The 14,610-nt window shown below is 33.6% G+C and carries 14 protein-coding genes; all 14 read right to left on the reverse strand.

The features are described 5' to 3' along the window. Positions 1-131: 131 nt before the first annotated feature. The 14 genes from QNH20_RS21430 to QNH20_RS21495 all read right to left on the reverse strand — a co-directional run bounded on the left by QNH20_RS21430 (position 132) and on the right by QNH20_RS21495 (position 14,580). The gene (locus QNH20_RS21430; RefSeq protein ID WP_283919961.1) at positions 132-1,124 is read right to left on the reverse strand and encodes an ATP-grasp domain-containing protein; all 993 of its coding nucleotides are present in this window, start codon (positions 1,122-1,124) and stop codon (positions 132-134) included. 22 nt (positions 1,125-1,146) lie between these two features. Further along, positions 1,147-2,397 carry a type III PLP-dependent enzyme domain-containing protein gene (locus QNH20_RS21435; RefSeq protein ID WP_283919962.1) on the reverse strand — a complete coding sequence of 417 codons (1,251 nt, stop codon included), beginning with the start codon at positions 2,395-2,397 and terminating at the stop codon, positions 1,147-1,149. A 107-nt stretch (positions 2,398-2,504) separates the two neighbouring features. Further along, on the reverse strand, positions 2,505-3,569 hold the full coding sequence (locus QNH20_RS21440) for an ATP-grasp domain-containing protein (protein WP_283919963.1): 1,065 nt from the start codon (positions 3,567-3,569) through the stop codon (positions 2,505-2,507). Between the two features lie 64 nt (positions 3,570-3,633). Further along, the gene (locus QNH20_RS21445; RefSeq protein ID WP_283919964.1) at positions 3,634-4,449 is read right to left on the reverse strand and encodes a tyrosine-protein phosphatase; all 816 of its coding nucleotides are present in this window, start codon (positions 4,447-4,449) and stop codon (positions 3,634-3,636) included. 112 nt (positions 4,450-4,561) lie between these two features. Then, positions 4,562-5,149: a sugar transferase gene (locus QNH20_RS21450; protein ID WP_283919965.1), complete on the reverse strand. Its 588-nt coding sequence runs from the start codon at positions 5,147-5,149 to the stop codon at positions 4,562-4,564. Positions 5,150-5,166: 17 nt separating this feature from the next. Next, positions 5,167-5,988 carry a formyltransferase family protein gene (locus tag QNH20_RS21455; protein ID WP_283919966.1) on the reverse strand — a complete coding sequence of 274 codons (822 nt, stop codon included), beginning with the start codon at positions 5,986-5,988 and terminating at the stop codon, positions 5,167-5,169. A gap of 17 nt (positions 5,989-6,005) precedes the next feature. Next, the gene (locus QNH20_RS21460) at positions 6,006-6,689 is read right to left on the reverse strand and encodes a PIG-L deacetylase family protein (RefSeq protein WP_283919967.1); all 684 of its coding nucleotides are present in this window, start codon (positions 6,687-6,689) and stop codon (positions 6,006-6,008) included. 212 nt (positions 6,690-6,901) lie between these two features. Then, positions 6,902-7,864 (reverse strand): metallophosphoesterase, encoded by a 963-nt coding sequence (locus QNH20_RS21465; protein ID WP_283919968.1) that lies wholly within the window; start codon positions 7,862-7,864, stop codon positions 6,902-6,904. Between the two features lie 180 nt (positions 7,865-8,044). Next, complete coding sequence (locus QNH20_RS21470; RefSeq protein WP_283919969.1) at positions 8,045-9,373, reverse strand: flippase; 1,329 nt, start codon at positions 9,371-9,373, stop codon at positions 8,045-8,047. A gap of 28 nt (positions 9,374-9,401) precedes the next feature. Next, positions 9,402-10,148 carry a DUF2334 domain-containing protein gene (locus QNH20_RS21475; RefSeq protein ID WP_283919970.1) on the reverse strand — a complete coding sequence of 249 codons (747 nt, stop codon included), beginning with the start codon at positions 10,146-10,148 and terminating at the stop codon, positions 9,402-9,404. A 58-nt stretch (positions 10,149-10,206) separates the two neighbouring features. Continuing rightward, the gene (locus tag QNH20_RS21480) at positions 10,207-11,454 is read right to left on the reverse strand and encodes an O-antigen ligase family protein (protein WP_283919971.1); all 1,248 of its coding nucleotides are present in this window, start codon (positions 11,452-11,454) and stop codon (positions 10,207-10,209) included. 33 nt (positions 11,455-11,487) lie between these two features. Beyond that, the gene (locus QNH20_RS21485; RefSeq protein ID WP_283919972.1) at positions 11,488-12,393 is read right to left on the reverse strand and encodes a glycosyltransferase family 2 protein; all 906 of its coding nucleotides are present in this window, start codon (positions 12,391-12,393) and stop codon (positions 11,488-11,490) included. Next, the gene (locus QNH20_RS21490; RefSeq protein WP_283919973.1) at positions 12,350-13,117 is read right to left on the reverse strand and encodes a hypothetical protein; all 768 of its coding nucleotides are present in this window, start codon (positions 13,115-13,117) and stop codon (positions 12,350-12,352) included. The genes QNH20_RS21485 and QNH20_RS21490 overlap by 44 nt, the downstream gene beginning before the upstream one ends. Then, a complete protein-coding gene (locus QNH20_RS21495; protein WP_283919974.1) occupies positions 13,102-14,580 on the reverse strand; it encodes a nucleoside/nucleotide kinase family protein in 1,479 nt (492 codons plus the stop codon). The genes QNH20_RS21490 and QNH20_RS21495 overlap by 16 nt, the downstream gene beginning before the upstream one ends. Between the last annotated feature and the right edge of the window lie 30 nt (positions 14,581-14,610).

Below are 14,610 nucleotides of genomic sequence, written 5' to 3' on the forward strand. Positions count from 1 at the left end.
ACCTCGTTCTTTGGTATAGTGGATTTGACGAGAATACACTACCAAACAGAAGAGGTGCTTCCTATATGATAGATCATAATGACCAAAACAATTGAAATCTTCCACTATCTTAAACTGAATACCCACTTTCATTAGATTTTATCAATTCTATTTAATCTCTTAGAGGTAAGCAGCATAACATCATCAAACTTGATCATTACTGAACCTTCAGAATAATTCCCAATTTCAGCCTTATTAGTAAATCCATTTAGATTATTTATTATATTTCTAACAAAGTTTTGCCCTGCTTCATGTGCATGAGGATACCCACCGCCAAATCTTGGATTTATTTCTGAAATAATGTACCCTAAATCAGTTTTAAAACAATCAATATCAATCGGTCCAATCGGACCTAGGACTTTTATTAGCTTTTCAATTAACTTAAGTAAACTTTCATCGTTTACAGCAATAGATTTGTCTGTTTCTCCAGCTCTCATCCTTATTTTTCTTTTACAAAAAATATTCGTTGCCTTTTTACTTAATAAATCAACATAGCAATCAACGCCGTATTCATTTCCTTGTATTAACGGCTGTACAATTAATTCACTATTTTCTTTCCAAAGAGTGAATAGTTCCTCAATTGAATTAATGATTGAAATTCCAATACTGGCACTACCCATTCTGGGCTTCAAAATTAATGGAAACGTTAAGCGATTATTTTCAAGATCAGCTACTATTTCATTTATCATTAAGTAGGTTGGGATTGCTGGAAAATTATGTTTTTGAAGAAATTTAAATGTAAGATATTTATCAAAGCAAATTTTTACAACATCTTTATCTGAAACGATAACTTTAATATGCTCTTTTTCAAACTCCTCTTTATACTCTGCTAGTAAACTTAATTCCGAGTCAATAAGGCTCAAGATTGCGTTAATTTCATGTTTTTTGCATAATTGTTTAATATGATGTAAATATTCCGGTTCGGTGATAAGTGGAACGATTTCTGCATGATCTGCAAGATGTAAGACTGGGGCTGTTGGATCACAATCTATTGCTATTACCTTGCCGCCAAATTTACTTAGCTCCTCTTTAAAATAACTGACTAATTTTACTCTCCTGCCTGCACTGCATAATAAAATATTCATTAAACATCCCTCTAATTCTTATTTAAAAAATATAAAGGTCTTCATTAAAAAACTCCTTTAAACTTTCTTTTTTGCGAACTACAAAATATTCATTGCAGTCAAATGCTACAATGCCTGGTCTTTCTTTAATAAATGGCGGGTTAAAAACAATCGTATAAGCCCCGACATTTTTGAAAATGATATAATCATCTCTCGTAGGCAATTCTCCCTGAACATCATACGCTAAGTGATCTTTTTCCATACAGGTATAACCTACTATGTTATAAATTTCCATTTGCTTCAAATCATGACATTGCTTCACGATTTGCATAGGAAGATTTCGTTTATGCATGGTGGGTTTAATATTGTGGACACTACCATCTATTAGGACAAAATATTTATCTTGAACTTTTTTTGCTTCAATAACCTTTGTAATGAATGTAAATGCATTGGCTACCATAGAGACTCCAGGTTCTAATATTAAATAAGGTTTTCGTTCTTTTTCCCTAAACTCAGTGTTCATGACAGAACAAACTGCTTCTGCATAATCATCGAAACTAGGGGTTTTCAGGTTGAAGGCAGCCGGCATATCTCCATAAATTCCTCCCCCTATGTCTATATATTCAACTGAATCCCCAATATATTGTTTTGCTAAACTACATAGACCCTTTGTTATGTTACGATACGTTTCGGTCTTCCTATCTCTTGTAGAAAAATGACCATGCAATCCAACGATATGAATATTTTCTAATTTCTTAAGCTCTTGAACAGCATGTTGAAAATTTCCATTAGAAACACAGATTCCAAATCGGCTTATATCATATCCTTCTTGAAGGACCTTTTGTCCATTATTAGAAATATCAAAGTTTACCCTAAGCCCAACTTTTACGTGCTTATTTTGATTTTTCAAACAATACTTTGTTACATAATCTATTTCATAAAGTGAATCAATATTTAATATGCTTCCTTGATCCTTGGCAGTTTCAATATCTTCGTACGTTTTTAATGGTCCGTTAAAGATAATTTTCTCAGGATCAACCCCTATTTTTATGGCTAAATCATACTCTAATCTAGAAACAACCTCAGCATATGCACCTAACTTAATCATCTCTTTACATAAATAAGGTAAATAATTTGTTTTATATGAATAACCTATAATAAAGTTTTCGTATCTACTTCTAAAAGCGTTATCAATTTTTTTATAATTGTTCCTTATTTTATTGATATCCAGTAAGTAAAATGAAGACCCAAACTCTTCATCTAGTTCTTTAATTTGATAGTAATCTAAAAACATACCTATCAGCTCACTTTAATCTTAGAAATGTTTAATAAAATTCCCCTAAAATATGTTAATAAAAATAAACCACAACGTAATCATTACTTTGTGGCTCAAATTTTTTATTATTGGATTAATTTGTGAATTTCTTCCTCTGTTGTTAGTAAAGGTTCCCTATCCATGTCTCTAATCCAGAGCAAGCCATCTGGTAATGGATTGATTTTCTTCTCGAGGATCGGAAACTTCTGATATAGGATAATATCTTTGTAAATTTCAGGCATATTAAGTCCAGCCTCTGTAAAGAAGTAACAAGTGGTAAAAAGGCGCATATTAATTTCTGTAGGATTTGGAATATCATTTTGATCATATGTCATATCTACTCCATAAATTCCATGAGGCTTTTTATCAATTGCAAATATTGTATCTATTGCGATTCTATTGACATGTTCATTAGAGTACGTTTCTCCCACTTCAGTTACTCCAGTAACACCGGATAAATTACGATTTCGAAATCCCCAAGAATTTCTCTTCCTTGTCTGCGCAACAACAAGTTCTCCTTCATACCAAATGGAAAGCCAAGTTACTGTTTTAGTAGATTGGAGTAATTCCGAAACGGTAAAAGTCCCCCAACCTTTATATGTGTCAATCCAGTTTTTAGCAAACTCATAGTTACTGGTTGGTAAAGCACCCCTGCCACCCGCTCCAACTGTTGCTCTTAACCAGACTTTTCCTTCTTTGTCCCCAAGGTTAGATAATGCTTTTTTTAAATCTGATATATCATTTATTATCATTGTCTTAGGAACTTTAATCCCTTCTGCTTGCCAGATTTTATATGATTCAAATTTATCTGTACACTTTTCAATTACCCCATGCCTGGGTATATACAATTTTGTTCCTAATGCATTTATGTCATCGCGAAATTTTGAAATTTCTAAGATCTCTTTATCATTCATGATAACAGCAAGACCTGGCTTTTCTTTTTCCAAAATCCTCAAAAAAGACTTTTTATAATCTTTCCCTAATACATATTCATAAGGTATATGACGTTTTGTTTGAGCTTTAGAAGTAATAAGATGTAACGGATTTCTTGCCACGCCAATTATCTCTTCCTTGATTAACGATTTATTTAACGACTTTATAACATTTTCAGAAGGGGCCAAACCAACATCAGTTATTAAAATTTTTTCCATTCTAACACCTCATCATTTCAATGATTATTGTATTGCTATTAGAGTTTTTTCCAATTTTTTATAACTAATGATTATTTTGAGAAACCTGATTAAGTGGATGATTATAAAGAAAAAAATATTGCCTTCTCTTTCCGATAATTTTTGGCTCCATGATTTTGAAGTCAGTTCCATTTAAAGCATGAATAGCATTTTCCTCAAGATACTTTCGATAATCCGGAGAATAATTTTTTTCAACATAACGATAAGAACTTATAAGTTCAAATTTACGACGTATATAATGATGAGCATCTGATGCAATAAAATGAACAAGATCATGTTCTAATAAATGCAGCGAGAAATTCTTTAATCGTCTGCCGTATACTCCTGTAAAATTACCCGAAGTAATCTGGACTAAAATACCACGTTTAACCAATTCATAAATTTTTGCTGGATTTTTTCTCAATATCCTGTTCCTTTCAGGATGTGCAAGGATAGGAATAAAGCCTTTCTTTTTTAAGTAATATAGAACTTCTTCGGTATGAGTTGGATAGAAATGACTTGGTAGTTCTATTAGCAAATATTTTCCCGTATTGTTTAAGGTTAAAAAATGTTCATTGTCATTTTCTATATCATTTTGGATATTTTCATGTAAATGAAATTCCATTCCGGGGTAAATCGTTAACGGAACTTCATGTTCTATTAATATTTTGTTGGCCTTTTCCACCTTAGATAATATAGTAGAAGGCTCATTTTCATAACTTTGAAGTTTATGATGAGGAGTCGCAATAACATGGTTTATCCCTGATTCTACTGCTTGCTTGGCTAATAATATCATTTCTTCCTTGTTTTTGGGTCCATCATCAACTTCATAAAGAATATGGTTATGAATATCAACCAACATAATGGCTCACCTTCCTATTTCATTTAAATGATATTTATTATCACGCTGTTATATTCTGCCATAAATGAATATTTTTATATTTTCCAAGATTAAAGAAATAAAAATTTAGCTCCTACATTCCTTTATAGCGATCCATACTATAGTGATTTTTGGCACTAACTCCTTCTTTTTTCAGGACTTTTTTAATTGTTAAAGCTAATATTTTAAAATCGAGTAAAAGAGATTGATTTTGAACATACCAAATATCTAATTTGAATTTTTCCTCCCAATCAATTAAATTCCGACCGTTTATTTGAGCCCATCCGGTAATTCCTGGTTTAACATTATGCCTTCTGGCCTGTTCTTTTGTATATAGCTGGAGGTATTCCATTAATAATGGACGTGGTCCAACTAAACTTAAATCTCCTTTTATAACATTAAAAATCTGCGGTAATTCATCCAGACTATATTTCCTTAAAAATATTCCCAGCTTTGTTAAGCGTAACTCCCCTGGAAGCATTTTCCCATCTTTATCCTTTTTATCAATCATAGTTCGAAACTTATAAATATAAAAAGGGTTTCCAAAAAGTCCTGGTCGAATTTGCTTAAACAAAATGGGTGAGCCCATCCTTATTCGAATTATCAATCCGATAATTAACATTAAGGGTAAAAAGATTATGAGTAATATTGTTGAACCAAACAAGTCTATAAATCTCTTCAAACTAAATACCTCCTTAATTAAAGGATTAGAAAATCTTCATAATCAATAGGAGTCATATACCCGTCACTAAGTCTAATTTCACCTTCACTTTTATTCGTAGAAGCAGACCAGATTCTTATTAATTTATCCTTATATTTATAAAAAGCACCAGGATATGGATGTGTGACTGCTCTAACTAATTTATCAGCTTCATCCATCGTCATGCTATTTAAAATTTCACCATCTTCAGGTTTCCTACCCGGCCAAACGGTAGCCGCAGAATCATCCTGAATTTGTGGTTCAAGTGTGTCGTTGACAATAGCATCCCAATAGCGTGAAATGAGAGCTATATGTGCCTCATCTATCTTCTTATATAAGCTAGTTGCATTTTCAGTAGGTGATATACCTACCTTTACTTGGCCAAGAATTGGCCCTGTATCAGCACCTTCTTCTAATTTGAAGAGAGTAACCCCTGTTTCATTCAAACCCATTAAAATCGCCCAAGGTATCGCTGCCCTTCCACGTCCCCTAGGAAGTAAGGTTGGATGCATTCCGATACAGCCTTTAGCAGGTGAAGACAAAAGTTCAGCCTTAGCTATTTGTGACCATCCAATTATAAACAACCAATCAATTTTGTATTCTTTAATAAGATCTATCACATCAGGTTGATTGATATTTTTTATTTTATATAGTGGTATATTATGCTTCATTTCAAAATCATCCAGATATACTCTTCCTGATTTATGACGTGCAAGATTATCTTGAAGTGTTATTAAAAGTTCAAGTTTACCACCAATTCGATATATTTCTTCTATACAACTTAATCCTAATTTAACTACAGTTACAAACCCAATTCGCACAATTCTTCACTCCAAGACTAAATAGTTTCCCTTCTAAATACACTTTCAAATGCTTCTGCGTAATATGTTCCTGATTGACTACCTCTTAAGACAGCAAGTGCTTTAAGTGTTTCTTTACTTCTTGGGTGAGGATATTCGCGCATTACCCCCCGATACATAGACAAAGCCTCAATTTTTTTATTAAGACTTTCTTCACCAATTTCAATAAAAACATTGGGATTAAATCTATTCATTGAATTATTTAAAGCCCAATCAGTACTTGAAGGTACTTCCATAAATAATAATTCCTTTAATGGCTTTACATCTTGCCTTCTTTGATAAAGTTTTACGGCAGCCTGGCAAGCAATAGATGTATGATAATGATCATTATTTAAATCGGTTGGGTGATGAGTAATAATTACTTCTGATTGTGTTTCAATAATTGCCTTCTCAATAAACTGTACTAACTCCACATGATTTACAGTGTTAAAGGCTATATTAGGGAATGTACCAGTAATTATCCTGTTCGCACCTATATGTTTTATTGCCTCATGCATATCACTATTCAATTCATCCAAAGAAGGTCTTCCTTGTCTTACCTCAACTTTCCAAGAAAGAACACAAATATTTACTTCTTTACCCCTCTGTGAAAGTTTATCAATTGTTGCCCCAGCTCCCAATATTTCATCATCAGGATGTGCAACTACAACTAGATATGACATGTTTATTACCCCCGAAAACTATATCAGATAAAATCCAAGAAAATCTTAAGTTTAATTAATTTAGTGACATCAAATAAGAAAGATGAAGACCCAAACAACTTGTTTAGGTCTAATCAAATATTCTTCTCAATTTCATCCTTCTGGCTGATTATAGATTGCTGCAAAAAGGTGCCCTTAAAGCTGAGTTTTTTGCACCCTGCTCTATAAGCAAATTACTGATAAAGCCCCGCCTTAAATTCATTTACCTTTGCCTGGGCTTCTGGATCTTGGGCATAATTACTTAGTTTAAGTAGCTTACCATCTTGATCCGTAACGACACCTTTTTCATCAAAAGTTACATTCAAAAGACCTAGATATTGAAGGTATTGACCAGCCTGAACGATGAGAGTTGGCTCCAGGTTTGCAATCACCATAGGTGTTGGCATAGCGGTATGATTATGTCCGCCAACAATTACATCAATTCCAGGTACTCGAGTTGCAAGCTTCTGATCTACAGTAATTCCTAAATGGGATATGACGATAATTTTGTTAATGCCTTGCTGCTGAAGGGCTGCGACTGTAGCACTTGCTTTCGTATATGGACTTTCGAATATGATTGGAGGAAAGGAATAGTAGATAGTAGTCAACCCAATGATTCCTATTTTTTGCCCGTTTACTTCTTTAACAATTGCAGGGTAGATATTTCCGCCCACAGGATTAGAGCTAATTTCATTTTTAAATAAAGGAGCTAAGTTAGCATCATTTGAGACATTGACATTGGCACTAACCATTGGGAAAGTCATTTCTTTTACAAAGTTTACTAGTACTCCGGTACCATTATCAAATTCATGGTTTCCAAATGTCATAGCATCATAGTGAATATTATTCATAAACCAAAGATCTGCTAATCCAAGATATTTATCAAAGTAGGTTGTTCCATAAAAAACATCGCCTGCATCTACAAGCAATGAGTATGGGTTTTGTGACCTTACTTCCTTTACGGCAGTTGCCAGTCTAGGGCGCTGTTCCACCCTGGCATGGGAATCGTTTGTATGCATTATTGTCAATGTGTATGGCTGAGTATTTTGACTATTAGTTGTGGGTTTCTTAGCAAGGCCTTTATTAGGTAATACATAGATTGATAATAGTAGTAACATCGTTGTGAAAACGAACAATTTGCATAGAAATTTTACCATTTCCAACACCACCTAGAAGTTTTTTGAAGTTCTTAGTAACAAAACCCTTATTAATAATAGTACTTTATTACTAAATTATTCTGAAAATCATATCATTAAGCACAAAAAAATTACGACATACTTTTATAATTTTCGTTATTTAGAACGTATAAAGTAAGATAATCTGATTACTGAAATTACTCAGGCTTGTTCATGGGTACCATTGGAATCTTTAAATTTAACACCTTTAAAGAGAAGTGATTCAATGATTAACCCTAATAATGGTCGTGTTTCTTTAAACAACAGTAATGCCAGCGTAGAGGAAAATACTTCAGCAAATAAAGTTGCTATTGCAGCTCCAAATGCTCCATAAAAGGGGATTAGCATTAGATTTAATACGACATTTACAAAAGCTCCGATTCCAACAAAGTATTTCTGAAGGTGAATAAAATTCTCCGAAACCAGCCATATAGACCTGGCTGTACCGATCAACGAAAAAATTCTTGACCAAATTAATACCGCCATTACCCCGATTGATTCAATATATTCATTGCCGAATACTATGATAATAATTGGTTTAGAAAGAGCCGTAATTATCACAGATGCAATAACACCAAACCAAATAATAGAACATAATAACTTCTTATACCGTTCGACATATACTCCTTCATTTTTGCTCTTGGCTGTCATAACAAGCGGCCTTGCCGACTCAATCAAGGCATTGGGTACAAATACCCATAAGCTCGATACGGTTGCTGCTGCAGCATATATTCCTACTGCCGATTCTCCTGCCATTTGTCCGGTCATAATTCTGCTGATTTGGGTATAAATGGTAATCAGTAATCCAGCAATAATAAAATGATAGCTTCTTAATAACAATCTTTTGGCAATCTGTGCCGAAAAACCCAATCGCTGTCCTTTAAACTTGAAGTAAAAAGCAACTATAAAAGCACCTATTACAAAGGTCTCTAAAATTGTTGAAAATGCAAAATACGTCATCGAAGCATTAAAATAAATTAATCCTAAGCGCCAAATGGAAACCAGTATAAAAGCAACTGACTTTGAAATAACTGCATATTTTGATTCCAAATTGGATTGGAACCAAAAACCTACCGTATCCAAAGCAACAAATAATAACGAAATGGACTGTATAAAGGTGATGAGCTGTAAAGTGCTATTATCCGGATTTAAATATGCCACTATTACATATATTATAAGGACTGAGAGCAAGGAAGAGAGCAATCGCAGCACAATTGTCGTACCCACCATTTTACCTGTTTCTTCTCTGTTCTGGATGATTTCGTGAACCAATATACTGTCTATCCCGAGCTTACTAACCGTTGCAAATATAGTAATATACGCAGTTCCATAACTAATTACTCCAAAGTTATGGGTTCCTAAGTAGCGGGCCATCAGGGATGTTACAATAATTGAGAGTACCATCCGAAAAATATTCTCAAACATTAACCAGCTTGTATTTTTTATAAATTTGCTTTTAAATTTATTTTTTACCAGTGCGAATGTACTCATTTCAAATGATTACCCTTCCTCATGAAACCTATAAAAATTTAAGGAATTTCTTCATTGCCCTTGCGAATTTAAGGATGTGTTCTAATAAAATAATAGATAAATTATTCATTAGTTTATCTGATACAAAGTGTTTAGCTTGGGAAAAGGGGATAATATCTTGTTTATTTTTCACAATAAATTGCTCCAAACGAGTAAGGTCGTTCTCATCCATGGTATTTAAATGCAGACAAAAGGTAAAAACCCCATACGGCAATTTTCGTGGTTTTGCAAATAATTGTGGTACAAATAATATCCCATTTTTCTTATAGGGAAAAAGCCCATACCCATCTGTAACACAACACACATTATTTTCACTTAACACCTTTAACGTAATTTCATCAAACGAATGGGATGGTGCCATGAATGCATCTGCAAAAATTTTATTATTTTGAAAAATTTTTATAGCACTTCTAATTTTTTTAAGCTGTGTTCCATAAGAATGTCCAGCAAACTCACTTCTCGGATTAATTCCTAATATTCCTTTGGAATCTGTATCATACTTATGTTGATATCCATGGATGGCAATACTCCATCCTTTACTTTGTACACCTTGAATCTCTTCCCAGAAATCATTTTCACAATTTGGATATTTCTTCAGTGATTCATCTTGATTATCAGGTATTACCCCTATAATCGGCAAAATATTATATTGAAGTAATATATATTTAATTTTTTTATAATTTTCCCAGTGCATATTTGGAGCTATATCATCCAATCTAATAATACATTTTGCCATTATTCTCTCCCTTCAAAATCAGATCCCTCATTAATGGAAACTATCCCACCCCTTTTGACTAAAGTACCTTTTTATATTGGATAAAACTGCAAGTTACAATAATAAACATCCAAAAAGACTGCTCTTTCCAAAAATAGGAGGATAACATAAGTTTAGGAATAGAATAAGCAAATAGAAACAATAGCATGATTCCCTCATCTTTATTTTTAGCAAATTTCCATTGCTGCAAAATAGCGATGATTCCTCTGCAAATAAAGTATAGAAATGGAATTGAAAATAACACTCCCAATTCACATAATAGCTGTAGGATTAAATTATGCGGCCAGGTACTAAAGGAATCCTCAAAACTCCCTATTCCTGCACCGAATATCGGTGATTTACCGAACATCGATAATGAATTATCGAAAACAGTATCCCTGCCGTTGAGAACACCAAACACGGATCCTTGTAAGGAAATTAGCGAATAAGATTTATTTATTAACGAAATGCTGATTCCCATCGATTGAAGGGATTCATATATTATTTTTAAAATCTGTTCGTAATTGATAAGGACACTAAAACCTGTAAAAAGCATGCCCGTTAAAAAAAGGTACTTTTTAAATAAAACCTTCCTCACGTCGCTGTTTCCTGCTTTTTTCCACCATATAATTAAAAGCAGGACAAATAGCTCTAAGACAGCCCCTCTAGACCCCTGCAGCAAAAGTAAAAATAAAAGACTTAGATTAGTAAGATATACAACGATATCAAACCAATGAAACCTCTTTGTATAAAAAGCTAAATAAATGATGGATGCAATGATAATGGTTGAAATAGCATAAGAAGAAAACATATTTATTTGTCCATAGGAGGCTGTATTAGTAGATATGGATTCCAATATTTGTGATTGAAAAATTAAGTATCCTATAGCGGAACAGGAAATAACTCTTAAAATGATTCGAGTGTTATACGGTAGAATCAAAAGTAAAAATCCAATCAAACCGTACGTTAAAAAATCGCCTAAATAGGTTATGTTTGTCCCAGCTCCATTTAGGAATATCGAAATGGCAAATAAAAATAGGGAATACAAATAAATAAGCAGGACATTAATATTTATCCTAAATTTAAATCCTGCAAAAAAAGCTGATATATAGGAAATGGTTACCGTAGATACAAAGATAAACGGCAATATGTTTAATACATGAAACAATGAATTTATGATAATCGCAATAAATTCGGCCATTAACACAAAGGCAATCATCCAGCTATTAATTTTACATAGTCTATCTGCTATTTGAATTTTTGGTTCATTATTATAATTAACTATCATAATAGGCTCCCCATTAAATGATTCCCTTCATGATTATGAAAATTTTCGATACTTACTATGCTTTACAAAATTACGAGTCAAATGAACGAATGCTTTAATTGTTTTTTTGGTTTTAAAAATATATTTTAATCCCTTGAGTATGTTTCCTTCTTTAAAAAATTCCTTGGCAATATCCGAGAAATGTTTTAGATAGACCTCTTCACTTTTATCAGATGGCAAAGATAAAATATAATTTTCCATCTTTTTCAAATAATATAATCTCTGTGTTTCAAATTTAGCTGCTGAATTCGGCGAGTTACGCTTCAAAATAATTCGTGTCATTAATATTTCGTTGATGGCTTTAATTGAATACATGGAACTTAATCTGACTAGAAACTCCCAATCCTGATGCCTTTGGAATGATTCATCAAATCCACCAACATTCTCCCATACTGTCTTTTTAAACAATATGGAACTCGATGGCATATGGGCATCTCCACGCAAAATTGCATAAGTCAATTTTCCTTCAATATTTGCAGGCATCTGCATCTTTGTGCCGTTGGGAAATATTGTTTCATAGCCAACATAGCATACGCCTATTTCTTCATCGCTACATGTCTTTAAACAGTTTATCTGAGTCGCTATTTTCTCCCTGTAAAAGATATCATCATCATCAAGAAGGGCGATAAATAAACCGCGGGCATGTTTAATTCCTGTATTACGTGCCGCTGATCCATTTTTATTCATTTTATGGCAAAGATAGCGAATCTTTGGATTAAGATAGCTATCCACAATCTTTTGTGTTTCTATTTGCTCCGGTGTTCCTAACCCATTATCATCAACTACTAATATTTCTATATTGGAATAGGATTGAGATAGTACACTATCAATTGCCCGTCCAATTGTTTCAACTCCTTTATGGGTTGGAATAATAATGGATACCAGTTCGTTTGTGTGCATTATTTTCCTCCATCATCAGTAAACATTTGTTAACGATGCTTTGAGCAATTTCTTCAGCTTGGGAGTTTTTGTCATTTTGGAAGCTTATTAAATTTATAGGAGAGTGTTTTTTAATATTTTCACAGCTTAATTCTATTTTTATTAGCATTTTTTTCTTGTCTTCATCGTTATTTGTATACTGCTGGACTCTAGACCTGCTGCATTTCCGAGATTTCAGCCGAATCAAAGCAGTATTGGCATTTGCTTGAATATAAACAAAATCGGGAGAGATATTTACCATCTTCAATAGTTCATTTAAGACAAAATCAGCTGTTGTCTGTTTACAATTAGCAGTTAAGGAGATTGCTGTTTGGGCCAATCCTTGGTCAAAAATTCGGTATTTTTTCTGTCTCACAGCCCTATTGTACATTGTTATCACATAACAAATATTGATCCATTGTTTTACAGCTTCACTAAAGCTTTGAAATGGGGACTCTCCCAACGATTTAAAAAGACCATACAAAAATTTAAAATGCAGTAAAGAGAAAACAATGGTAGATTTTATTTTGACCAGCATCCTCATAGCTGTACTTGCTTTGTTTCCGATATAAATCGGATAATCATCAACGATATAGCCCTTCTCTCTTAGACTCAATGCTGCCAATTGTGCAATCGTGCTTTTTCCGCTGCCTGGAAGTCCAAAAAAATCAACTATTTTCATTTTGGTTCCTAAATCTCTTCCCATATGATTTTCATTACCTCCGAGCAGGAAGATTTTATGCTGGTCTCTGTATTTACCGCCTCAATCCTTAACGCAAAGTTCATGCTTATTACGGTATTTATTTTATTTTCAATTTCTGTTCTTGTCATTTCCGGCTTTCTTTGTATAGCTGTTTCCGGGGATACCATCAATTTAATAAGAACATCCGGAGCATTTCGATAGCCAGTCTCATATATCTTAAATTCCCAATTGGCAATTCCTCTTAGAAGTTTATTCGGAGATTCCATCCATTTAAATAAAAGAGGCCCGTCATTATAGCCAAACGTCTCTATTTGGGGATATCGATCGGTCAGCACTAACAAACCATTATTTCTAGCCTTTGTTATCTGTTTCAATTTTTTTCTTTTTTCAAATGCCAAGGTAACGGCCCATATCGCTTTTGCAGAAGCATAAAAGAAATATTTCACTTTCTTCTTAAAGCCTGGCTGACGATTATTGTTAAGGGTAAAACTTGCGCCTAAACCTTTACCTCCGACCTTTCTTGCTACTAACTTCATTGGATAGCGCAGCAATGAACTTGAGCCATCCCCACTCCCCATATAAATCTGGCATACATCAATCTTTTTTCCGAATTCCTTCTTTATAAAATTCAGTGTCGTTGATTTTCCTGCTCCATCGCATCCAAGGAAAGTTACCACCGTTCCTCCGGATGGTGCTATTCGACGCGAAGGTTTTACCGAATTTATACCTAGCCGGCGGGAGATTCCGCCGATTAACCAAAAAACCTCTCTTTTTGAACGTGTGATCCATGATGAAAACCGATCAAAAGAATGAAAAGGCTTTAGCACAAGTCTTAGCTTTTTCTGCATCTGTAAAAGGTCATTTTTATATATAATGTTTTTACCTATTAATTTTCTAAACTCTCCTGCAACACTTTCTCCAAATAATTTTTCGACATTGGATACAGTTTGTTTTATATCTATTCGATCTAATAACCACTGGAGCTCTTGACGGTCATTATCAGCCAATCTCTTTCCGTAGTCCCGCCATCGAAGTTTTAATGCGATTCTTATTAATAAAAGCATGTACTCATCATTTGGGTTAGAGATATAAATTCCATGTTCTGCATCATAGCGGCGATTATTTATAATATCCTTATTCCAAGGAAGGGTGTACCCCTTCAAATGTTTTTCCCCCAAAGTAAGCTTATAATGTAAATGCAGATGCCAGATTTTCCCCTCCTGGTTGTCAAAACCGATATAATCTTCAATAGCGTTATATTGCATCAAATGGACTGCCCTAAATCTTTTAAGTCCGCACTTACTAAGAACTTCTTCTATCTCCAGTCGTTGGGAGGGAAGGAAAAGCATATCTAAATCGGTATCGCCATTTAAAGACTCCTTCAAATGCTCATTACTTTTCCAATGACAATACAAAATATTATTTTTTTCAAATGCCTCTAGCAATTTTTGGATCGAATTCAACATGACAAGCCACCTCAATAGGAAAGCAATGAT

The sequence above is a fragment of the Neobacillus sp. WH10 genome (genome assembly GCF_030123405.1).
Taxonomy (GTDB): Bacteria; Bacillota; Bacilli; order Bacillales; family Cytobacillaceae; genus Neobacillus.